Origin of the sequence: Actinomyces naeslundii, assembly GCF_001956585.1 — a bacterium.
Classification (GTDB): domain Bacteria; phylum Actinomycetota; class Actinomycetes; order Actinomycetales; family Actinomycetaceae; genus Actinomyces; species Actinomyces naeslundii.
Window position 1 is genome coordinate 62340 of record NZ_MSRR01000018.1, and the last position, 21621, is coordinate 83960.

Here is a 21621-nt window from a genome sequence, read left to right on the forward strand (position 1 = left end):
GGGCCGCTGCCACGACCAATCGGAGTCAGCCGACGACGAAGACCCGGTCCTCAGTCAGGTCCTTGTCCCCCATGACGAAGCGGAAGCGGTAGGTCCCGGCCCCCGCGGCACTGCCGGGCGCGGTCTGTGCCTGGCCGGCCGAGGCACTCGCAGAGGAGGCGCCGGTCGCACTCGGGTCGGTCGAGGCCGCGCCCTGGTCGGTGGCCTTCCCACTCGCGTCCTTACTCGGCGTGGACGAGGCCGGCAGCGCGGTGGCGGCGGCGCAGTCGGAGGTGGCGGCGTTCCCGTTCCACGTCACGCTGACGTCAGCGGCCTGCCCCGGAGGCAGAAGCAGCGGGCGCTTGGTCTGGCCCACCGGGCAGGTGACGGAGTCCCATACCTGCTGAGAGCCCGAGGAGACCCGCACGCCCACGGCCTGGCTGCCGGCGTCGAGCAGACAGGGTGCCGATCCTTTGTTGACCAGGGAGATGGAGAAGGTCGCCCCGACGCCAACGCCTATGGACTCCGGCCCCTGCACCGTGTTCGACAGTGCCGAGGGGTCACAGGCTCCCGGCGTGGGGTAGACGGTGTGCACCTGAGCGGCGGCGCGCTGCTCGTCCTGGCTACGGATGGTGCCACGCACCCAGAGGTAGCCGACGACGACGGCCACCACGAGCAGCAGGAGGAACAGCAGGATGCCTCCTAGGACCAGTGCACGGCGCAGGCCGTAGCGGGGCTGGGGAGGGATCGGCTTGCGCAGGCGCCCGCTGCGGGGCTGCTCGGGGCCCTGCTGAACCGAGTCGGGGGCCCCGGTGAGTCGCCCGCCGCCGATGTGGGCCCACTGGATGCCCTTGCCCCAGCCGCTGCGACGATGACCGGAGCGACCGGCCTGGGTCGAGCTCGTCCGGGCGGAGCGAGCGGTTCCCGGAGCGGCCTGCCGCGAACGCGCCGCCGAGGAGGCCTCAGCGGCCTGTGAGCTCTCAGAGCGCTGCTGCCCCTGACCGGGGCGCCCTTTCCGCTTGCTGGCCTGAGCCGACTTGCCCCCTCCGGAGGTCCTACCCGTCTGCCCCGAGTGCAGAGGGTGCCCGGCCCGATTGGCGCTGGAGGTACGCCCCCCTCGGCCCTTGGCCTGGGGGCCTGGCTTCTTTCCCTGGGGGGACCTGGCCGTACCGGTCCCGGACTCGCCGGCGCCGCCCGTGTGCCGGTGCGGCCGGGACTGGGATCCGGATGATGAGCGGCCCGTCGAGGAACCCGCGCCACGACGGGCCGCGCCTCGTCGTCCTGCGCTTTCCCCATGACTGCGTCCGCGTCCTTTGGCCATGGTCACGACTCTACCGGCGCAACGGGCTCGGTGCCGTGAGCGCCCCGCCCGGGCGGCGCGCCGAGCCACAGACCTTCGTCGCAGTCCGAGTGGTTCCGTGCCCGCCGGCCCGGTCGCAACCACGATCCCCATGGTGAGTCCGCGAACTCGTCGGGGAGGGGAGGCGTGCGGTTACGGGAGCCGGTAGGAGACGCCGTCGTCGTCGGTGGTAATGAGTCCGTCGACCAGGAGCGTGGACAGGGCTCGCACGGGCTGATCGGGATCGGGGGCGCCACCACTGGAGCGCAGTCCCGCCCGGGCGGCGCAGGCCACGAGCTCACCGGCGTCGACGGGCTGTCCGTCAGCGGCCTCCCGCAGGCGAGCCATGACCAGGCCACGGGCCTGGCGGTCGGTTCCGTGCCAGGCCTGGCTGCGGCGTCGGCCGGCATGGACGTCCGCGGGGCGGCCTGCCGCGAGCCAGGCGCAGTCGCTGCGCCAGGGACAGGCGTCGCAGTCCGGTTCGCGGGCGGTGCACACCAGGGCGCCGAGCTCCATGACGGACACCGACCAGTGGGCGGCGGTGGCGTCGTCGCCGGGCAGCAGGTGCAGCGCCCGCTCGCGCTCGGCCCGGTTGAGGCTGGGGGCCGGCAGGGCCTGGCCTCCGACGGCGCGCGCCAGGACCCGCCTGACATTCGTGTCCAGCACGAGGGCGCGGCGGCCGTGGGCGAAGGCCAGGACGGCACCGGCCGTGTACTCCCCCACCCCGGGCAGGGCCAGGAGAGCGTCCAGGTCATCGGGCAGGACGCCGTCGTGCTGCTCGACGACGCTGCGGGCGCACTCGATGAGCCGCAGGGCCCGGCGTGGGTAGCCCAGGCGTCCCCAGACCCGCAGCACCTCGGCGGTGGAGGCCTGGGAGAGCTCGGCAGGCCCGGGCCAGCGCCGCATCCACTCCTGCCAGGCGGGGACGACGCGGGCCACCGGGGTCTGCTGGCTCATGACCTCCGAGACGAGGACCTCCCACGGCGTTGTTCCGGGGCGGCGCCACGGCAGGTCGCGGGCGTGGGCGTCGTACCAGGCGATGACGCCCTGCGCCGAGGGCTCAGCCGGATCGGCGAGTGGCAAGGGCGATGCCGACGGCGCGGCAGTGATCGTGTCGGGAGAGGCAGGGCGGGCAGGCACGGGGGACACCGTAGCGGCAGCGGCTTGGACGGGACTGGCCGTCGCCGTCGCCGTCGCCGGCCGACTGTGTTGTCTCGTGGCTTCTGAGGGTTTCGGATGTCATGACATCTGAGAAACCGGTGCGTGCTGTACAAGGTCTGGGTTCTACTGGCCGCGAGGTGGGTGTACTCCGCGAGATTGGGGGTCTCGTGCAGTACGCACAACCCCTGGCCAGCGCACCCCGGGCCTCGTGCAGTAGCGGGCCCAGGTCCTCACCTGGGAGCGGAGACCGACCGAGCGGGTGACGGAGGCGACGCCGCTCGGCCGCGCACCCGCACTCAGGGACGGCTCAGCCCCTGTCGACGCTCCTGACGTTCCCGGAGTCCCTGCTGGATGCCGAGGACGCCGCTCAGCTCGACGTACTCCCCCGTCTCCTGGGTGTATCCGCGAGCCACGGCCCAGGACCAGATGCGGTCCAGCTCGGCGGCCCCCTTGCGCTCCAGCGCCTCGCCGCTGAACCCGGACCAGCTCAGGCCGGTCAGGGCGATGGCCTTGCCGTCATTGTCGACGACGTACGCCTCGGCATGACGGATCTGGGGCCTGCCGGCGGCGACGCTCAGGGCCGCCGGCGCACCGGAGACCTTGACGAACAGACCCGTGCGCGACCGGGGCCAGGGGATGTCGCGGCCCCTGCAGCCGGCCCCCACGTGAATGCCGGTGGCGTCGAGCACCGTGCGCACCGACATGAGGAGCAGGACGCCGAGTGCCAGGAACACCCCGAGCAGCAGCAGGATGACGAATGCAGTGATCGTTCCCTCATCACCGAGGTGGATGAGGTTCCAGACCGCTCCGGCCAGGCACGCCAGCCCGAAGCCGTCACCGACGAGGAGCTGGATACGGCTGGCGAGCGTCGCCGTGGGTTTGAGCACGACCTTGTCCTGCTCGAGTGGGATCGGACCGAGCTGAGAGGGCTGGTACTCAGGCTGCGGGGTCGACGCCGTCGGCTGCTGACCGCCCGCAGCGCCATAGGCCGGCTGGTCGGCACCGACCTGGCCGTACTGGGCCTGAGGACCGGGTTGGCCGTACTGGCTCTGTTGGGCGGTGACGCCGTACCAGCCGGATTGGTCGGGCTGGAACTGCCGGCCGTAGGAACCGTTGACCGGTGGCTGGCTCATGAGCACTGTCCTCAAGGGGTCTTCGGATGCACAGGAATGTGTCGAGGCCTCGTCAGGCTACCGACTCGGCCCCGCGGCAGCCCCAGGCAGAACTCCCCATAACCCTGAACAGTCCGTGACGGCTACCTGCCACGGGCGAGGCGGCGCAGCACGCGCACCCGCGAGGACCACGTCGCGGGACGGACGACCGTGCCCGTGGTCTCGCGTTCGGCGTTGTCGAAGAGGTCCTCGATGACGGCGTCGTGCAGAGGCTCGACCGCGGCCGAGAACATGAGGCGCATGGCGCCACGGGTACGGCCGATGAGGACGTGGCGGATGCGCGTGCGCCTCTCGTCCAGGGCGTCGAGGCTCAGCTCGTGGGCACCGATGATCCCCGTGCGGGGACGGAAGGAGAAACGTACCCGTCGGCCGGGCTCGTACTCGCTCACGTAGTAGTAGATGTCGTCATGCCCTCCATCGGCTCCCAGCGCCAGAGGCCGGTCCAGGACCATCGGCGGCCAGTACCGCGAGGGCCAGAGGCGATCATCCTTCTGCCCGAGCCCGTCGAGCAGGACGCCCAGGGGCTCGAGTGGGGCGTTGATGACGCGTTCGTGAACGTTGCGGATCATGGGTGCTCCTCCACGGTTGTCTCATGGCTGTCACACAGTTGTCGGTTGCTTGTCCGGAAGGATCGCGCCCGTTCTGCACCCAAGCCGCAACGCGAGCTCGCTCGGCCCGACCGGCTCAGCCTGCTCGACTCACAGGCGCAGGAGCATGCGGGCGTTACCCAGGGTGTTGGGCTTGACCCGGGCCAGGTCGAGGAACGCGGCCAGGCCGTCGTCGTGAGAGCACAGCATCTCGGAGAAGACGTCCGCGCCCACCGGGGTGCCCTCGATCGGCTCGAAACCGTGGGAGCCGAAGAAGGGCTCCTCGAAGGTCAGGCAGAACACCCGTTTGAGTCCCATCTCCCGGGCCTGCGCAATGAGCTCGCGCAGAATGGCCGAGCCGAGACCGGTCCCCACGGCGTCGGGGTGGACGGCCAGGGTACGCACCTCGGCGAGGTCGTCCCACATGACGTGCAGCGCCCCACAGCCCACGATCCTGGGCGTGGCCGAGGCCTCTCCGTCATCTCCTCCACCATGCCCGACGACGTCGGGAATCTCCTCGGCGACGATGAACTCCTGGATGTCCTCGAAGTAGGAGATGAGGTCCTTGGAGACCAGGACACGGCGCTCGGCATAGGGGCGCACCAGCTCTGCGATGGCGCGCACGTCCGCCGGGCGCGCCGGCCGCAGAATGCGGTGCGAGCCGTCAACCCCGTAGACCTCGGCCCGGTGCGTCGCCCGGCCGCTGGGCAGGTGTTCATCTGTCATGACAGCAGTGCTGCTCATCGTCGTCCGTATTCAGTAGGGCTCAGTTCTGGCCTCTCGACCCGCGAGCCGGCGCTACACCGGCGATGTCGGGGCCGTAGTAAGCAGACCGCAGCGCGATCCGGGCCCACATCCTGCCACGTTCACGGCTCATCGAGAACCGCCTCCCGCCTGGCCTCGGGCCTCGGCGAGCTCCAGGACGGCGCGGGCCGTGGCGTCATCAACGATGAGATCGGTGGCGGTCCGGGCGCGCAGCGCGGCCAGGAGAGCCCGGGCCTTGCCGGTTCCGGCGGCCACGCACAGGCGGCGCGGGATGCGGGAGAGCTGGGCCGGCGTCGGACCGGTGGCCCGGGCATTGAGGGTGACATCACGCCACGAGCCGTCGGAGCGCAGCAGGACGGTGCACACGTCCCCCACCACGTTCTGGCGACGCAGGACGGCCTGGTCACGGGCGGTCAGGTGGCCGCCCTCGTAGACCTGGGAGGGCAGGGCCCCGTTGAGGGCATCGAGGGCGCCGACGCCGAAGACGGCCAGGCTCGCACGGCGCGTCACCGCCAGGACCCGCTTGACCGAGCGCTCCGACCACATGGCCTCGCGCGTGGCCACGTGGTCGAAGAAGGCCGGCACCGGGAAGGAGATCGTGCGCGCCCCCAGCGACAGACGCATACGGGAGAGGACCTCCCCGGCGCTGGGCCCCTCGCGCACCGGGTCCGAGGCACCATTGAGCTGGACGACCGTCAGCCCCGGGACCGAGCGCGAGGGCAGGGCGGCGCTGACCTCGGACATGGTGGTGCCCCAGGCGACGCCGACGACGACACCTCCGCTGCCCCTGCCCTGGACCGGGCCCTCGCCACCTGAGCCTGCCGGGTCCTGGACCTGCGGTCCGCCGTTGCCGGCCTGCTCGGCCAGGGCCTCGATGAGGTCGACCATATGCGCTGCGGCGACGGAGGCGACCTGCTGAAGGCGGTGGATCTCCGTGGTGCCCTCACGCACCGGCACGATATGCGTACGCACCCCGAAGGCCTGCGTCATCCTCCCCTCCAGGGAGCCGGCGCCGCCGGGCTGGACAAGGGTGACCCGCACGACGCCCTCCTGACGGGCGCGCGCCAGGAGACGCGAGACGGTGGAGCGCGAGACCCTCAGGTGGTGAGCGATCACCTCCATCGTCTCGCCCTGGACGTAGTACATGGAGGCCGCCTCGTAGGCGCGCATGAGACCGCCGGGGTCGGCTGCGCTCGCCGCGCGCCCGACGGCGTCAGTGGTGTCTGTGCCGGTCACGTCGTTCTCCTCCGACCCTCCCCGCCGCCGGGGTCGCCAGCGCCGCAGGAGGGCCTGATTCCGATCCTTCAGGGAAGCGGACAGCCTCCACAAGGACAGATGTCTCGCAGCTGACGGACATTCTTGTGGATGCCTCCAACCCTACGTGCACGTTCGTGCACGCACCTTGCGCATTCTCCCACACACAGCAAGAGTAGTGACTGCCGCCACGACGTGGCCGTGCGAGCGAGGCAGACGCAGCAGGGGCCGACATCCGCAGTCGGCAGCTGAGGCTCAGTCCGCTCTGGCGCCCAGCACCCCGGTCAGCGCCGACCGGGGACCCGCTGGCGCTACCGGCCCGCGCCGCGCCACGCAGACTGATCCAACCGCCGTCACGACACGTAGGAGCCACAGGAGCCATGACCTCCACCCGCACCCCCTCCTCGAAGAAGAAGACCCCCGCCCGCGCCGCCGGTTCCTCGGGCCCCACCGCCCCCTCCTACCCCGCCCCCACCCACGACACCGCCCTCAACGCCGCCCAGCGCGAGCACGCCCTGGAGGAGATGTCCTCAGCCGAGGGCCTGGACCTCCTCGTCGTCGGCGGCGGCGTCACCGGCGCCGGCATCGCCCTGGACGCGGCCGCCCGCGGCCTGCGCACCGGCATCGTGGAGATGGGCGACTGGGCCTCGGGCACCTCCTCGTGGTCCTCCAAGCTCGTCCACGGCGGCCTGCGCTACCTCTACCAGCTCAACTTCGCCCTCGTGCACGAGGCCCTCACCGAGCGCGGCCGCCTGCTGAGCACCACCGCGCCGCACCTGGTCAAGGCCCAGCCCTTCCTGTGGCCGCTCAAGCACCACTACGAGCGCTCCTACTCCGCCGTCGGCGTGGGCATGTACGACGCCCTGGCCCTGGCCGGCTCCCGCGGCCGCAAGACCGTGCCGATCCAGCGCCACCTGGGCCGCAAGGGCACCTCCGCCCTCGCCCCCTCACTGGACACCAGCGGCCTGGCCGGCTCCATCCGCTTCTTCGACGCCCGCGTCGACGACGCCCGCCTGGTCATCGACCTGGTGCGCACCGCCGTCGGCCTGGGCGCACTGGCCGCCAACCGCACCAAGGTCACCGGCTTCATCACCGACGAGCGCGGCCACGTCCACGGCGCCCGCGTCACCGACCTGGCCACCGGCCAGACCCACGAGATCCGCGCCAAGCGCACTATCAACGCCGCCGGAGTGTGGACCGAGGACGTCCAGGACCTGGCCACCGACGCCGGCGGACTGAAGGTCCTGGCCTCCAAGGGCATTCACATCGTGGTCCCCAAGGAGGCCATCGACGCCGAGACCGGGGTCTTCCTGCGCACCGAGAAGTCGGTCCTGTTCATCATCCCCTGGCCCGAGTACTGGGTCATCGGCACCACCGACACCCCCTGGGACCTGGACGTCTCCAAGCCCGTGGCCACCGCCGCCGACGTCGACTACATCCTCGAGCACGCCAACTCCGTGCTGTCGCGGCCCATCACCCGCGACGACATCATCGGCGTCTACGCGGGCCTGCGCCCCCTGCTCCAGCCCAAGCTCAAGCCGGGCGCGGAGTCCGCCTCCACGAAGGTCTCCCGCGAGCACACGGTCACCCGGGTCGCCCCGGGCCTGACCGCGATCGCCGGCGGCAAGCTGACCACCTACCGGGTCATGGCCTCCGACGCCGTCGACCACGCCCTGGGCGAGGCCCTGTCCCACGCCCACCCCTGCGTCACGCAGGAGCTGCCCCTGGTGGGCGCGGCCGGCTACCACGCCCTGGCCAAACGAGCCGGGCGGATCGCCAGTGAGCGAGGCTGGACCCTGGAGCGGGTCACCCACCTGCTGGACCGCTACGGCGACGAGACCCCGGCCCTGCTGGCCTCCATCGACAACGCTGACGATCCCGAGGCGCGCCTGGGCGAACCGCTGGCGGAGGCCCCCACCTACCTGCGCGCCGAGGTCGCCTGGGCCGTCACCCACGAGGGCGCCGAGAGCCTCGACGACGTCCTGCTGCGCCGGGTGCGCCTGGACCTCTCGCGCCGCGACCGGGGCCTGGCCGCGGCCGACGAGATCCTGTCGATCATGGCGCCGCTGCTGGACTGGTCGAAGGAGGACGTCGCCACGCAGAAGGAGGCCTACGCCCAGCGCGTGGCCCAGATCGCCGCGGCCGAGGCCGAGCTGACCGACGCCGCCGCGGTGGCGCACATCACCGAGCCGATCTAGGCTCCTGCCGGCCGAGCACCCCGCCCCGGCGCCGCTCAGCCCAATACCCTCGTGCTGCCCGCCGTTCCCGGCGGCGGCGGGCAGCACGTCAAAGCATCATCCATCGAGAATCCGGACCACGCCGGTGACGTCCGAACCCGCACAACGTCGTGCAGAAAGAGAGCCGCAATGTCTGCGAGCCTGACCCAGATCTTCGCCTCGGAGGTCTTCGGGACCTTCCTTCTCATCCTTCTGGGCTGCGGCGTCGTCGCCGGTGTTGCACTGCCCACCTCCAAGGCCAAGGACGGCGGCTGGATCGTCATCACCATGGCCTGGGGCCTGGCGGTGTTCGTGGGCGTCTACGCCGCCTACAAGACCGGTGCTCACCTCAACCCGGCCGTAACCATCGGCCTGGCGGTGGCAGGACGGGACCTGGCCGAGGGGATCCCCGCCTCGGCGACCAATATCGTGGTCTACTTCGCCGCCCAGATGGTGGGCGCCATCCTGGGCGCCACCGCCGTGTGGCTGACCTACAAGAAGCAGTTCGACCAGAAGGCCGACGCCGCCGCCAAGCTCGGCGTGTTCGCCACCGGCCCGGCGGTGCGCTCCTACGGATGGAACGTCGTGACCGAGGCCGTGGGCACCTTCGTCCTGCTGGCCTGGATCATCGCCTCGGGCAAGACCCCCTCCGGGCTCGGCCCGCTGGCCGTGGCCCTGGTCATCGTCGTCATCGGCCTGAGCCTGGGCGGACCCACCGGCTACGCCATCAACCCGGCCCGTGACCTGGGCCCGCGCATCGCCCACGCCATCCTGCCCATCCCGGGTAAGGGCGGCTCGGACTGGGCCTACTCCTGGGTCCCGGTCGTCGGCCCGATCATCGGCGCCGTCGCCGCAGGACTCATCGTCCCCCACATCGCCGGACTGTTCTGATCCCGGCAGCTCCCCTCACACACAGTCACAGCCCCTCACAACGCAGTGAAAGGACATTTCCTTGAGCCTCAACAGCACAGCTGACAACGATGAGAAGAAGTACGTCCTGGCCATCGATCAGGGTACGACCTCCTCACGCGCCATCCTGTTCAACCACGACGGAGGGATCGTCGCCGTCGACCAGAAGGAGCACGAGCAGATCTTCCCGCGCGCCGGCTGGGTCGAGCACAACGCGAACGAGATCTGGGACAACGTCCGCTCCGTCGTCGGCGGGGTACTCGCCAAGGCGCAGATCAACCGCCACGAGATCGCCTCGGTGGGCATCACCAACCAGCGCGAGAGCGCCGTCGTGTGGGACAAGAACACCGGCGAGCCCGTCTATAACGTCATCGTCTGGCAGGACACCCGCACCCAGAAGATCTGCGACCGCCTGGCCGGTGATGACGGCCCGAACAAGTACAAGGACCGCGTCGGCCTGGGACTGGCCACCTACTTCGCCGGCCCCAAGGTGACCTGGATCCTGGAGAACGTCGAGGGGGCCCGCGAGCGCGCCGAGGCCGGCGACCTCCTCATGGGCACCATGGACACCTGGACGCTGTGGAACCTCACCGGCGGGGTCAACGGGGGCGTGCACGCCACCGACGTCACCAACGCCTCGCGCACGATGCTCATGAACATCGACACCCTGGACTGGAACCCAGAGATCTGCGCGGACATGGGCATCCCCGTGTCCATGCTCCCCGAGATCCGGCCCTCCTCGGGCGTGTTCGGCTACGGCCGCAAGAACGGCCTGCTGGTGGACACCCCCATCAGCGGCATCCTCGGCGACCAGCAGGCGGCCACCTTCGGGCAGGCCTGCTTCGAGAAGGGCCAGGCCAAGAACACCTACGGCACCGGCTGCTTCATGCTCATGAACACGGGCACCACCCCGGTGCGCAGTGAGAACGGGCTGCTGACCACCGTGTGCTACCAGATCGGGGACGAGCCGGCCGTCTACGCCCTGGAGGGCTCGATCGCCGTGGCCGGCTCACTGGTGCAGTGGCTGCGCGACAACCTGGGCATCATCGCCGACTCCAAGGACATCGAGGCCCTGGCCGCCAGCGTCGAGGACAACGGCGGGGCCTACTTCGTGCCGGCCTTCTCCGGGCTGTTCGCCCCGCACTGGCGCCCCGACGCCCGCGGCGCCCTGGTGGGCCTGACCCGATACGTCAACAAGGCCCACATCGCCCGGGCCGTGGAGGAGTCCACCGCCTACCAGACCCGCGAGGTCCTCGAGGCCATGAACCGGGACGCCGCGGCCTCGGGATCCACGGGAGCGGCCCTGACCGAGCTCAAGGTCGACGGCGGCATGACCCGCGACGAGCTGCTCATGCAGTTCCAGGCCGACCAGGTGGGCGTTCCCGTCGTGCGCCCGAAGGTCGCCGAGACCACGGCGCTGGGGGCGGCCTACGCCGCCGGCATCGCGGTGGGCTTCTGGTCCGGGACCCAGGACGTCATCGACAACTGGGCCGAGGACAAGCGCTGGGAGCCGGCCATGGACGAGGCCGAGCGCGAGCGGCTCTTCCGCAACTGGAACAAGGCCGTCCAGCGCACCCTGGACTGGGTTGACGAGGACGTGGTCGAGTAACACGTGATATGACCGCGTAACGTCCAGCAGCGCTCGGGCGGTGGCAGCACCTGCAGCCGCCCGAGCAGCACATGAAGTGCCCCGGCGCCGCCGGTGGACCCCGTCTCCTCCACGGATCCGCCGACGGCGCCGTCCTGCACCACTAGTCCTCACATACACTGTTGCACCCCTTGACGGATCGGTAGATTCCTGGGTGGCGCTCCCCGGCCTGCTCCGTGGGGCCCTTCCCGTCCCCCTTGCGAGGAGTCCCTGCATGACGGCTCATCCGCCCACCGCCCACACGTACTCGCCCGCCTCGGCCCCGTCGGCCTCGACGCCGGCACTGCCCGTCGATGAGCCCGACGACCTCTCCGGTCCCGGCGGCTCCGCCGAGGCGGCCGCGGGAGAGCGGCTCATCGACCGGATCGAGCGGTCCGACATCCTGCGCATCGCGGTGGTGGGTCTGGCGGTCCTGGGCGCCTGGGTCGCGGGGGCCACCGGCACGCCCGGTTGGGCGGTGGGCGCCGTCGGGGCCGCGGCCCTGCTGGTGGGCTGCTGGCCGCTCGTCGTCGAGGCGGTCGGAGACCTGCGCGAGCGGCGCATGAGCATGGAGCTGTCGATGCTCCTGGCCATCGTCGCGGCGGCAGCGATCGGTGAGTGGGTGACGGCTCTGGCCGTGACCGTCTTCGCCCTGTGCGCCGAGGTCCTCGAGGACCTGTCGATGGACCGGGGCCGCGACGCCCTGACCGACCTCATGTCCTTTTTGCCGCAGACCGCACGGGTGGTGACCGGGCCGCACACTGACGAGGTATCCGAGGTCCCCCTGGACAAGGTGCGCCCGGGGCAGGTCATCGCCCTGAGCCCCGGGGGCCGGGTGCCGGTCGACGGCGTCGTGCGCACCGGGCGGGCCGACGTCGACCAGTCCCGGATCACCGGGGAGGCGCTGCCCGTCCAGGTCGGGCCCGGAGACCGGGTCCCGGCCGGGTCGATCACGCGCGGCGCCCTCGAGCTCGAGGTCGAACGGGTCGGCGAGGACTCCTCCTACGGGCGGATCGTCGCGGCGGTGCGCCACGCCCAGTCCTCGCGCGCACCGGTCCAGCGTCTGGCCGACCGCCTGGCAGCCCGCATCGTCTACCTGGCGCTGGCGGCGGCCCTCATCACCTTCCTGACGACCCGGGACGTGCGCGCCACGATCTCGGTCATCATCGTGGCCGGGGCCTGTGGGGTGGCTGCGGGCACGCCTCTGGCGGTTCTGGCCGCGATCGCCCGCGCTGCCCGCTGCGGGGCCTTTGTCAAGGACGGCACCCACCTGGAGCAGCTCTCCGCGGTGGACACGGCGGTGCTGGACAAGACCGGGACCCTCACCGTGGGAGCACCCCGGGTCGTGTCCGTGACCCCGGTGGAGTCCGTTGCGCAGCCCGGCGCGGGCGAGGCCGAGATCCTGGCCCTGGCGGCCGCGGCGGAGTGGAACTCCGAGCACCCGATCGGCAGGGCCATCCACACCGAGGCCGCCGTACGTGATCTGACGGTACCGGTGCCCGACGACGTCGCCTACTCCCCCGGCGCCGGCGTGAGCGCTCGCGTCGACGGGCGCCGGATCACGGTGGGACGCCGTGAGGATCAGGAGGGTCGGGACCGGGCCCGCACCAGGTCCGCTGCCGACGACACCCACGACGCTACCGACGCTGACGGCGCTACCGATGCTGTCTCATCCACCGCCTCCGACTTCGAGTCCGACCCGGAGGCGCCGGCGGCCACCTCCGTGGTCGAGGTCCGGGCCGACGGCCGGCTCCTGGGCACCATCGCCCTGGCCGACCGGCTGCGCCAGGGAGCGGCCACCGCCGTGCGCGACCTGAGCGACATGGGCCTGGAGGTCCTCATGCTCACCGGCGACTCGCCCGCCTCAGCGAGGCATGTGGCCCGCGTACTCGGCATGGCGGAGGAGCAGGTGCGCGCCGGGCTCCTGCCCACTGACAAGGAGAAGGTCATCGATTCGCTGCGTCGGGCGGGAAAGTGCGTGGCCATGGTGGGCGACGGCGTCAACGACGCCCCGGCCCTGAGCGCAGCCGACGTCGGCGTCGCCATGGGCACCGGAACGGACGTGGCCCGCGAGGCCGGTGACGTGGTGCTCGTAGGCTCCGCCCCGGCCGACCTGGTCGAGACCGTGCGGGTGGCGCGCAGGGCCCGGCGCATCATCATGGTGAACTTCGTGGGCACGGTCGTGGTCGACGTCGTTGGCATGATCGCCGCCGGGCTGGGGCTGCTGGGTCCCGTGGCCGCGGCTCTCGTGCACGTCGTCTCCGAGTCCGCCTTCATCCTCAACTCGGCCCGTCTGGTACCTCGGCCGGCCCGCAGACGATGACGGGACCAGTCGAGGCTGCCGGAGATTTAGCGCACGGACCGAGCCGCAATATCGTGGCAGATGCCGCAGCGCGCCGTCGGCCAGGACTGAGCACTCCCTCACTTTCTCCTGGGAACCTGCGCGAAAACGGTGACCTACCGCGCCGCATGGTGCACGAGCCGCCATCTCCGTGGCATGATCGTTAGGCCTTAGTACCCAGGACGCAGCACCGCGGCTGCCCACCCGGCACCGTCCGCGACCTGGCCGACCTCATCAGTACTCACAGTGGAGTAGCCATGACGCCAGCCGTCCAGTCAGCCTTGGCGGGCCTGCCCGCCGCCTTCACGCCGTCGACCACCGCAGTGGGAGGAAACGTCTACCTCACCGCCGCGGTGGGTCTGCTGCCGCTGGTGGTGTTCTTCGTCCTCATGGGGGTGTTCAAAGTGGCCACCCACTGGTGCGCCATCATCTCCCTGGTGATCGCGGCCATCACCGCGATCACCCTGTTCCACATGCCGGTGGGCATGACGGTCATGAGCGCCACCCAGGGCATGGCCCTGGGATTCGTCCCGATCGTCTACATCATCATCGCGGCCGTGTGGCTCTACAACCTCACTGACGTCTCGGGTCGCTCCAAGGACCTGAAGGCTGTGTTCAACGTGATCGGCAAGGGCGACATGCGCGCCCAGGCCCTCATCGTGGCCTTCTCCTTCTGCGGCCTGCTCGAGGGGCTGGCCGGCTTCGGCGCACCGGTGGCGATCGCCGCCGCCATGGTGGCGACCCTGGGCCTGCCCAAGCTCAAGGCGGCCGTCGTCGTCATGGTCGGCAACGCCATCAACGTGGGCTTCGGCGCCATGGCCATCCCCACCACGACGGCAGGCAAGCTCGGCGGCCAGGACCCGGTCACGGTCGCCACCGCCATGGGGCACCTGACCTGGGTGTTCTGCGCCTTCATCCCGCTCCTGCTGCTGTTCATCCTCGACGGCGCGCGCGGCGTCAGGCAGCTGTGGCCGCTGGCGATCGTGGCGGGGCTGGCCACCGGGGTGGGTCACTTCTTCACCCCCTCGATCTCCTACGAGCTCACCGCCGTGCTGGCCTCCCTGCTGGGACTGGCCGCCTCCTACATCTTCCTGCTGGTGTGGACCCCCAAGACCCCTGACGAGTACCGCTCCCAGGTGGCCGCCGACGACACCCCCGACCGCGAGCGCGTCATCCTGGCCCTGCTGCCATACATCCTGGTGGTGGTCATCATCGCCGCGACCAAGCTGTGGACCCTGGGTGTCAATCTCGACAAGGCCTTCAAGGCCACCGACCTGCCCGTGAAGTGGCCCGGCGTGTACGGCCAGCTCCTGAACGCCAAGGGCGAGGCCTCCAAGAGCGCCATCTACACGCTTCAGACCCTGTCCAACCCGGGCACCTGGATCTTCCTGACCGCCATCATCGTCACCTTCGTCTATGCGGCGCGCTCGGTGCCGGGCAAGTTCGAGATGAGCGTGGGCAAGGGCTTCGCCACGCTGGCCAAGACCTGCTACACGCTGCGCATGGCGATCCTGACGATCGCCGCCGTCATGGCCCTGGCCTACGTCATGAACTTCTCCGGGCAGACCTCCGCGATCGGTGCGGCCCTGGCGGCCACGGGCGCCGCCTACGCCTTCCTCTCCCCGGCCCTGGGCTGGGTGGGCACCGCCGTGGCCGGCTCGGCGACGAGCGCGGGCGCCCTGTTCGCCAACCTGCAGGCCACCGCCGCCCAGGGGGCCGGGCTCGACCCGAAGATCCTGCTGGCCGCCAACACGATCGGCGGCGGGCTGGGCAAGATCGTCTCCCCGCAGAACCTGGCCATCGCCTCGACGGCGGTGGACGCCCCCGGCACGGATGCCGAGATCCTCAAGAAGGCGGCGCCCTACTCCCTCGGGCTGCTGGTGGTGCTGGGCACGCTTGTGCTCCTGGCCTCCCAGGTGGGGCTGGGCGTCTGAGGCCACCGGCCACCCACGTCCGTTACCGTGCACTGCGCCCCCGGATCCTTCGCGGCTCTGGGGGCGCAGACGCGTACTCGGGCTCCGACGTCGGATCGGGAACGTACCTCTCGATCGAGAACTGCGACCTCCCACAGACGACTGTACCCCAACACCCGCAATCTGCAGGAAAACGCAGTCCTCGCGGCAAAAGTACGTTCTCGAGGGCGGCTGCGGTGGCGAAAGCGAGGTGATTCTGTTGTGATGAGACCGAAGGAGGCTGCCGTGACAGCTCATGCTCCCCTGGCTGCTGGACGCAGGCACACCGTCGGGCGCCTCCCCAACGGCCGAGTGGTCGCCGTCGGAGCAGATTCCGCCGGAGAGTGCCGTGTGTCGCAGTGGCGGGACGTGGTCGCCGTGGCGGCCGGCAATGTCCACGCGGCCGGCAACACCGGGCGCTCTCACACACTGGGACTCCGCAGCGACGGAACGGTTCTGGCATGCGGATGGAACGCGCAGGGTCAGTGCAATGTCCAGGACTGGCATGGCATCGTCGCCGTTGCCGCGGGATGGAGATTCAGCGCAGGACTGCGGGGCGACGGGACGCTGGTGACCACCGGCCGCGACACCGAGGGGCAGCGGCAGGTGGACCGCTGGAGCGAGATCACGGATATCAGCTGCGGCGACTGGCACACGGTGGCCGTTCGTGCCGACGGAAGCGTCTGCGCGGCGGGCAGCAACGCCGCGGGCCAGTGCGAGGTGCACGACTGGCATCGGATGCGTGCGGTGTCGGCGGGCTATCTCCACACCATTGGCCTGCTGGAGAACGGCGCTGTTCGCGCGACCGGACGTCCGGAGTTCTGGGCCGGGATCGAGCACTGGACCGACATCATCGCCGTGGCGGCGGGCAGCCACCACAGCGTCGGACTCAGGGCCGATGGGACCGTCGTCGCAGTAGGCAGGTCGGAGGCCGGTCAGTGCGATGTGGGCCATTGGCGCGACATCGTGGCCATCGCGGCGGGCGCGGCCCACACCGTGGGGCTCCGCACCGACGGCGGCGTCGTCGCCACCGGCAGCAACAGCTACGGACAGCTCGAGGTCGGGGCCTGGCCCTCCAGCTGAACCCGGCGCTCACGGCCGACGACGCCGTCGTAGGTTCTGTGGGTCTCACAGGCCTCGCAGGATCAGGCCCAGCCCCGAGCGCAGCTGGCCGATCACCTCGTCGGACTCGGTTGGCGGGGCGTTGAGCAGGTCGAGGGTCAGCCCGTTGACGACGGCGGTCACTAGGCGCGCTCCTTCGGCGGGTGACAGGTCCACGCGCATACGACCGGCCTTCCGAGCATCCGTCAGAATGCCCTCGACCCAGGTACGCATGATCTGGAGCGCCTCCCAGTAGGTATCGGCCAGCCAGGGCCTGGTGGATGCGGCGGCACCGAAGGCGACCCAAGCAGCCGCGTCCTCGCGCTGCACGGCCCCGGTCGGCAGAAGCTCGGCAAGAGCCCTCACCAGGGTCTCCGGCTGTGCGGGGTCGACCTCATGAGAGAGAACACGGCCGGCCTGGCGCTGGACGGAGCAGACGAGGGCGTCGGTCAGCAGAGTTCGCCGGCTCGGCGAGCGGTACTGAACGGTGCCCGGGGCGACGCCGAGCCGGGCGGCCACACTGCGAACACTGACCCGGTCGAAGCCCTCCTCGGCGATGATCGCAATAGTGGCGTCAGCGGTCATGCTCACCGCCGGTGACATCAGGCTATTGAGGACCGATCGCTGGTCCGTTTCCTGGTCCATGACGCTGCCCCTCCGTGGTTTCCCGTCTCCGTGCCTTCGCAGGCGCCCTCCACCATCGTTACTTCCACCGACTCCTCGGGCGCTCAATAGCGGTTGCCTCACCAGACTATCCCCCATACGATCGTACGAGAACCATCGTACGGTCGTACGACAGTAGTCGATCAACGAGCGAGGTACCCCATGGAACACGCCGCCACACTCGCAGGACTCGCCCTGCTGGACTCCACCAGCCTGGGCACACTGGCCATCCCGATCGCGCTCGTCGTGCGCAGCCATCGCGTGGACCGCAGGCCGATGGCCATCTACCTGACCACCGTGTGCCTGGTGTATCTCGGCCTCGGGATCGCCTTGGTGGCCGGCTTCGACCTCATCAGCTCCGCCGCGGCACGCCTGGCCCGAACCGGGATGGCACAGTGGGCGACCCTCGTCATCGGTGTGGTGCTGGCGGGTTTCGGCATCCTCAGCCCTGACCCGGCCAAGCCCGAACCCGGAACAGATTCTCTGGGAAGCCGGCCCACTCCCGCCTCGGCCAGGGCGATGGTCGTTCTGGGACTGGGAGCCTCACTCGCCGAAGCCGCCACCATGGTTCCCTACATCGCGGCGACCGGGATCATCGCCTCCTCACCAGAGGCTTGGCCGGTACGGATCGTCACCTTGAGCCTGTACTGCCTGGTCATGATTGCACCCGCCCTCGTCCTGCTCATCCTGGCCGATACGCTGGGGCAGCGCTTTCTACCCAAGCTGGCAAGAATCGCCCCCAGGCTGGAGTACGAGGCCAAGGTCACCCTCCTGTGGATCGCAGCGATCCTCGGTCTCCACCTCGCCGGGCGCAGCGCAGGCACCCTGGGCCTGTTGGGTTAGCTGCACCAATCGGGGACGTACTTCTCAACCGAGAACTGCGTTCTCCCACCGATGACTACGCCCCGGCATCTGCATCCCGCCGGCAGACGCAGTCCTCGTCATGAAGGTGCGTTCTCGCAGAAAAAGTACGTCCTCGACGGCGGTGGTCACGCTCCCGCCGGAGCCTCCCCGAGACCCGCCACGGATAAGGACAGTGATGCATGACGCAATCCGCGTCTAGGACTTACCTCCCACATGCCGCAAACACCCCCTGATCAACCCACCCCCGACGCACACAGATCTGCACTATTTCGCCGGAAAACCCACTCCGGAGAACGAGACCGACCGGCCAGGAGACCGACGTCGTCAGATGACCCCCATCGTCGGCCCGTAGCCTGAGACACAGCCGAGGCCGCAACAGATCCTGCCCCGCACAGGCAGTTCGAGGCGGTCCTCGTGACAGTCTCAGCTACGACGTCGTGGAGGCATATCGTGCGAATCGCCCTTTTCGCCACCTGTCTTGCGGACACCATGTTCCCGCAGGCAGCGCAGGCAACCGTCACCATCCTGGAGCGGCTCGGCCACCAGGTCTGCTTCCCCGAGGGACAGGTCTGCTGCGGCCAGATGCACGCCAACACCGGCTACTTCAAGCAGGCCGCCAAGATCACCCGTAACCACGTGGACACCTTCTCCCCCGTCCTCGACGGCGAGTGGGACGCCATCGTCATCCCCTCGGGCTCCTGCACCGGCGCCGCCCGCCACGAGCAGGGCCTCGTGGCCGAGCACGTGGGCGACACGGCTCTGGCCAAGCGGGTCGAGCAGATCGCCGCTCACACCTACGACCTCACCGAGCTGCTCATCGATGTCCTGGGCACCGAGGACGTGGGCGCCTACTTCCCGCACACGGTCACCTACCACCCCACCTGCCACTCGCTGCGGATCGCCAAGGTCGCCGACCGCCCCTACCGCCTCCTCAAGGCCGTTGAGGCCCTCACCCTCATCGACCTGCCCGACGCCGAGGTCTGCTGCGGCTTCGGCGGCACCTTCTCCATGAAGAACTCCGAGACCTCCACCGCGATGCTCGCCGACAAGATGAGCAACGTGATGTCCACGCGCGCCGAGGTCCTGTGCGCCGGCGACTACTCCTGCCTCATGCACATCGGCGGTGGCCTGTCGCGCGTTAACTCCGGGGTGCGCATCATGCACCTGGCCGAGATCCTGGCCTCCACCAAGGACGCGCCCTTCGAGGGCAACATCTCCTTCGCCCCCAAGCACGTCCAGCACACCGGCAGCTCTCAGCACGCACAGGCGGTGGCACGATGACACAGGTATTTCTGGGCATGCCCCACACGGGCGGCTGGCGCACCGAGGTCGAGCAGCCCGAGGACACGCTGCGCTGGGGGCCCACCTTCCCCGAGGGAGCGCACAAGACGCTGGCCAACACCCAGATGCGCCGTAACCTGGGCCACGCCACGCGCACCATCCGCTCCAAGCGCGCCGACCGCGTGGCCGAGATGCCCGACTGGGAGGACCTGCGCAACGCCGCGGAGGCCGTCAAGTTCGAGGTCGCCTCGCGCCTGCCCGAGCTGCTGGAGCAGTTCGAGGCCAATGTGACCGCCCGCGGCGGGATCGTCCACTGGGCACGTGACGCCGCCGAGGCCAACCGGATCATCACCGACATCATCGCCTCCAAGGGCGTCGACGACGTCGTCAAGGTCAAGTCGATGGCAACCCAGGAGACGAACCTCAACGAGTACCTGGCCGACCGGGGCATCACTGCCCACGAGACGGACCTGGCCGAGATGATCGTCCAGCTCGCCGACGACATGCCCTCGCACATCGTGGTACCCGCCATCCACCGCAACCGCTCCGAGGTGCGCGGCATCTTCCTGGACCGCATGGACGACGCCCCGGCGGACCTCTCGGACGACCCGCAGGAGCTCACGGCCGCGGCCCGCTCGCACCTGCGCAACAAGTTCCTGCACGCCTCGGTGGCCGTCTCCGGCACCAACATGGGCGTGGCCGAAACCGGCACGGTCTCGATCTACGAGTCCGAAGGCAACGGACGCATGTGCCTGACCCTGCCGGACACGCTCATCACCCTCATGGGGATCGAGAAGCTGGTGCCCCGGTTCCAGGACGTGGAGATCTTCTCCCAGCTCCTGCCGCGCTCGGCCACCGGTGAGCGTATGAACCCCTACACCTCCATGTGGACGGGTGTCACCGAGGGTGATGGCCCCAAGGAGTTCCACCTGGTGCTCATGGACAACGGGCGCACCAAGACCCTGGCCGACCCGGTGGGCCGCCAGGCGCTGGCCTGCATCCGCTGCGGGTCGTGCATGAACATCTGCCCCGTCTACCAGCACACCGGTGGGCACGCCTACGGCTCGGTCTACCCCGGCCCGATCGGCTCGATCATCACACCCCAGCTCACGCAGGGGCTGGCCGACGACGACCCGGTCCACACCCTGCCCTTCGCCTCCTCCCTGTGCGGGGCCTGCGGTGAGGTGTGCCCGGTCAAGATCGACATCCCCACGATCCTCGTCCACCTGCGGGCCCGTTCCGTGGACGTCAAGCGCCGCATGGTGCCGGATGTGTGGGACGTGGCCATGAACGTCTCAGCCCCGGTGATGTCGAAGAGCTCGCTGTGGGAGGCCGCCTCGCAGACGGTCAAGGCCTCGGCGCTGCTGGGCGGCAAGGAGGGCAAGATCGGCGCCCTGCCCTTCCCGGCCTCCTTGTGGACCGGGGCGCGCGACCTGCCGGTGGCCCCCTCGGAGACCTTCCGCCAGTGGTGGCGGCGCACTCACCCCGACGGCGAGACCCCCCTGAGCCAGACCGCCGACTCCAGGGCCGACCACGGCTACGCAGACGGCTTCCCGGCCGATCCGCCCCCGCCTCCCGGCGAGCCGGTCCCCGGAAGCGCGAGCGCCGACGGCGAGCCGACCCCGGCCGCGCTGGACGCACGCTCGGCCATCGCCAACCCTGAGCCGATCGCCTCGGAGACCTCCGAGACCCCGACCGGCTCGACCAGCAAGGAGGAGCTGTGATGGATGCGAAGTCCGCGATCCTGGCCCGCGCCCGCGACGCGATCTCGCGGTCCCAGACCCGGCCGGTGGGGCCGATCCCGCGCAACTACATCCGCTCCGGGGAGAATCCCCCCGGCTCCAAGCCCGTGGTCGACGAGATGATCGAGAAGCTCGAGGACTACTCGGCCGAGGTCATCGTCGCCCCCAAGGACGCGGCGATCCTGGACGCCATTGACGAGCTGCTCGGCGAGGCGCGCACCGTCGTCGTCCCCGATGGACTGCCTGAGGCCTACAAGGAGGCGGCGGCCCGCAACGGCCGTACCGTGGTGGAGGACTCCCGCCAGGAGGCCATCGCCACCCTCGACCTCAATGAGATCGACGCCGTGGTGACCTGCTCACGTGTGGGCGTGTCGATCTCGGGGACGATCGTCCTCGACGGCGAGCCGGACCAGGGCCGCCGGGCCATCTCGCTGGTGCCGGACAAGCACGTCGTGGTCCTGGAGCGCGAGTCGATCATGCCGACGGTCCCACAGGCCGTCGACGTCCTGGGCGAGCACCCCACGCGCCCGATGACGTGGATCGCCGGCGGCTCAGCCACCAGCGACATCGAGCTCGTGCGCGTCAACGGCGTGCACGGCCCGCGCAACCTGCGCGTCGTCGTCGCCCACTGAGGTTCATCAAGCACAGCCGGATCCCGCGTTGCCCGA

The 21621-nt window shown here is 70.2% G+C and carries 17 protein-coding genes; 10 read left to right on the forward strand and 7 right to left on the reverse strand.

The window, feature by feature from the left end; genetic code table 11:
• Positions 1–25: 25 nt before the first annotated feature.
• The 6 genes from BKH33_RS14145 to BKH33_RS08875 all read right to left on the reverse strand — a co-directional run bounded on the left by BKH33_RS14145 (position 26) and on the right by BKH33_RS08875 (position 6173).
• Positions 26–1300, reverse strand: coding sequence for a hypothetical protein (locus BKH33_RS14145; protein WP_232621474.1), 1275 nt, complete (start codon positions 1298–1300; stop codon positions 26–28).
• A 171-nt stretch (positions 1301–1471) separates the two neighbouring features.
• Complete coding sequence (locus tag BKH33_RS08855) at positions 1472–2458, reverse strand: HhH-GPD family protein (protein WP_076142699.1); 987 nt, start codon at positions 2456–2458, stop codon at positions 1472–1474.
• A gap of 317 nt (positions 2459–2775) precedes the next feature.
• Positions 2776–3612 (reverse strand): hypothetical protein, encoded by an 837-nt coding sequence (locus BKH33_RS08860; protein WP_081388440.1) that lies wholly within the window; start codon positions 3610–3612, stop codon positions 2776–2778.
• Positions 3613–3734: 122 nt separating this feature from the next.
• Positions 3735–4220 carry a hypothetical protein gene (locus tag BKH33_RS08865; protein ID WP_003781568.1) on the reverse strand — a complete coding sequence of 162 codons (486 nt, stop codon included), beginning with the start codon at positions 4218–4220 and terminating at the stop codon, positions 3735–3737.
• A gap of 129 nt (positions 4221–4349) precedes the next feature.
• On the reverse strand, positions 4350–4982 hold the full coding sequence (locus BKH33_RS08870) for an amino-acid N-acetyltransferase (protein WP_003781561.1): 633 nt from the start codon (positions 4980–4982) through the stop codon (positions 4350–4352).
• Positions 4983–5111: 129 nt separating this feature from the next.
• On the reverse strand, positions 5112–6173 hold the full coding sequence (locus tag BKH33_RS08875) for a sugar-binding transcriptional regulator (RefSeq protein ID WP_373692703.1): 1062 nt from the start codon (positions 6171–6173) through the stop codon (positions 5112–5114).
• Positions 6174–6637: 464 nt separating this feature from the next.
• Between BKH33_RS08875 and BKH33_RS08880 the strand changes: the two genes are divergently transcribed.
• From BKH33_RS08880 to BKH33_RS08905, 6 genes are all read left to right on the forward strand, one after another.
• Entirely contained in the window at positions 6638–8455 is a 1818-nt protein-coding gene (locus BKH33_RS08880; protein ID WP_076142700.1) for a glycerol-3-phosphate dehydrogenase/oxidase, read from the forward strand.
• Between the two features lie 168 nt (positions 8456–8623).
• Positions 8624–9364 carry an MIP/aquaporin family protein gene (locus tag BKH33_RS08885; protein WP_075410413.1) on the forward strand — a complete coding sequence of 247 codons (741 nt, stop codon included), beginning with the start codon at positions 8624–8626 and terminating at the stop codon, positions 9362–9364.
• A gap of 61 nt (positions 9365–9425) precedes the next feature.
• Positions 9426–10991, forward strand: coding sequence for a glycerol kinase GlpK (gene glpK, locus BKH33_RS08890; RefSeq protein WP_003784692.1), 1566 nt, complete (start codon positions 9426–9428; stop codon positions 10989–10991).
• Between the two features lie 253 nt (positions 10992–11244).
• Entirely contained in the window at positions 11245–13332 is a 2088-nt protein-coding gene (locus BKH33_RS08895; protein WP_081395428.1) for a heavy metal translocating P-type ATPase, read from the forward strand.
• Positions 13333–13607: 275 nt separating this feature from the next.
• Positions 13608–15284, forward strand: coding sequence for an L-lactate permease (locus BKH33_RS08900; protein ID WP_003780702.1), 1677 nt, complete (start codon positions 13608–13610; stop codon positions 15282–15284).
• Positions 15285–15548: 264 nt separating this feature from the next.
• Positions 15549–16385, forward strand: coding sequence for an RCC1 domain-containing protein (locus BKH33_RS08905; RefSeq protein WP_003780699.1), 837 nt, complete (start codon positions 15549–15551; stop codon positions 16383–16385).
• A 45-nt stretch (positions 16386–16430) separates the two neighbouring features.
• On the opposite strand, the gene BKH33_RS08910 is transcribed toward BKH33_RS08905, so the two are convergent.
• Positions 16431–16988, reverse strand: a complete 558-nt coding sequence (locus tag BKH33_RS08910; protein WP_232621568.1) for a TetR/AcrR family transcriptional regulator — start codon at positions 16986–16988, stop codon at positions 16431–16433.
• A gap of 240 nt (positions 16989–17228) precedes the next feature.
• Here BKH33_RS08910 and BKH33_RS08915 point away from each other — a divergent pair, with 240 nt between their 5' ends.
• From BKH33_RS08915 to BKH33_RS08930, 4 genes are all read left to right on the forward strand, one after another.
• A complete protein-coding gene (locus tag BKH33_RS08915) occupies positions 17229–17909 on the forward strand; it encodes a GAP family protein (RefSeq protein ID WP_003780725.1) in 681 nt (226 codons plus the stop codon).
• Between the two features lie 471 nt (positions 17910–18380).
• Positions 18381–19211 carry a (Fe-S)-binding protein gene (locus tag BKH33_RS08920; protein WP_003780705.1) on the forward strand — a complete coding sequence of 277 codons (831 nt, stop codon included), beginning with the start codon at positions 18381–18383 and terminating at the stop codon, positions 19209–19211.
• Positions 19208–20935, forward strand: coding sequence for a LutB/LldF family L-lactate oxidation iron-sulfur protein (locus BKH33_RS08925; protein ID WP_003780697.1), 1728 nt, complete (start codon positions 19208–19210; stop codon positions 20933–20935). Before BKH33_RS08920 ends, BKH33_RS08925 begins: the two co-directional genes overlap by 4 nt.
• Positions 20935–21585: a LutC/YkgG family protein gene (locus tag BKH33_RS08930; protein WP_003780698.1), complete on the forward strand. Its 651-nt coding sequence runs from the start codon at positions 20935–20937 to the stop codon at positions 21583–21585. The genes BKH33_RS08925 and BKH33_RS08930 overlap by 1 nt, the downstream gene beginning before the upstream one ends.
• The last annotated feature ends 36 nt before the right edge of the window (positions 21586–21621 follow it).

Bases quoted from the DNA above. Each gene is read 5' to 3' on its own strand.
- BKH33_RS08880 (WP_076142700.1), top strand. From the start codon at position 6,638: ATGACCTCCACCCGCACCCCCTCCTCGAAGAAGAAGACCCCCGCCCGC.
- BKH33_RS08930 (WP_003780698.1), top strand. From the start codon at position 20,935: ATGGATGCGAAGTCCGCGATCCTGGCCCGCGCCCGCGACGCGATCTCG.
- BKH33_RS08910 (WP_232621568.1), bottom strand. From the start codon at position 16,988: ATGACCGCTGACGCCACTATTGCGATCATCGCCGAGGAGGGCTTCGAC.
- BKH33_RS08915 (WP_003780725.1), top strand. From the start codon at position 17,229: ATGGAACACGCCGCCACACTCGCAGGACTCGCCCTGCTGGACTCCACC.
- BKH33_RS08865 (WP_003781568.1), bottom strand. From the start codon at position 4,220: ATGATCCGCAACGTTCACGAACGCGTCATCAACGCCCCACTCGAGCCC.
- BKH33_RS08925 (WP_003780697.1), top strand. From the start codon at position 19,208: ATGACACAGGTATTTCTGGGCATGCCCCACACGGGCGGCTGGCGCACC.
- BKH33_RS08875 (WP_373692703.1), bottom strand. From the start codon at position 6,173: ATGCGCGCCTACGAGGCGGCCTCCATGTACTACGTCCAGGGCGAGACG.
- BKH33_RS08885 (WP_075410413.1), top strand. From the start codon at position 8,624: ATGTCTGCGAGCCTGACCCAGATCTTCGCCTCGGAGGTCTTCGGGACC.
- BKH33_RS14145 (WP_232621474.1), bottom strand. From the start codon at position 1,300: ATGGCCAAAGGACGCGGACGCAGTCATGGGGAAAGCGCAGGACGACGA.
- BKH33_RS08860 (WP_081388440.1), bottom strand. From the start codon at position 3,612: ATGAGCCAGCCACCGGTCAACGGTTCCTACGGCCGGCAGTTCCAGCCC.
- BKH33_RS08895 (WP_081395428.1), top strand. From the start codon at position 11,245: ATGACGGCTCATCCGCCCACCGCCCACACGTACTCGCCCGCCTCGGCC.
- BKH33_RS08900 (WP_003780702.1), top strand. From the start codon at position 13,608: ATGACGCCAGCCGTCCAGTCAGCCTTGGCGGGCCTGCCCGCCGCCTTC.
- BKH33_RS08870 (WP_003781561.1), bottom strand. From the start codon at position 4,982: ATGAGCAGCACTGCTGTCATGACAGATGAACACCTGCCCAGCGGCCGG.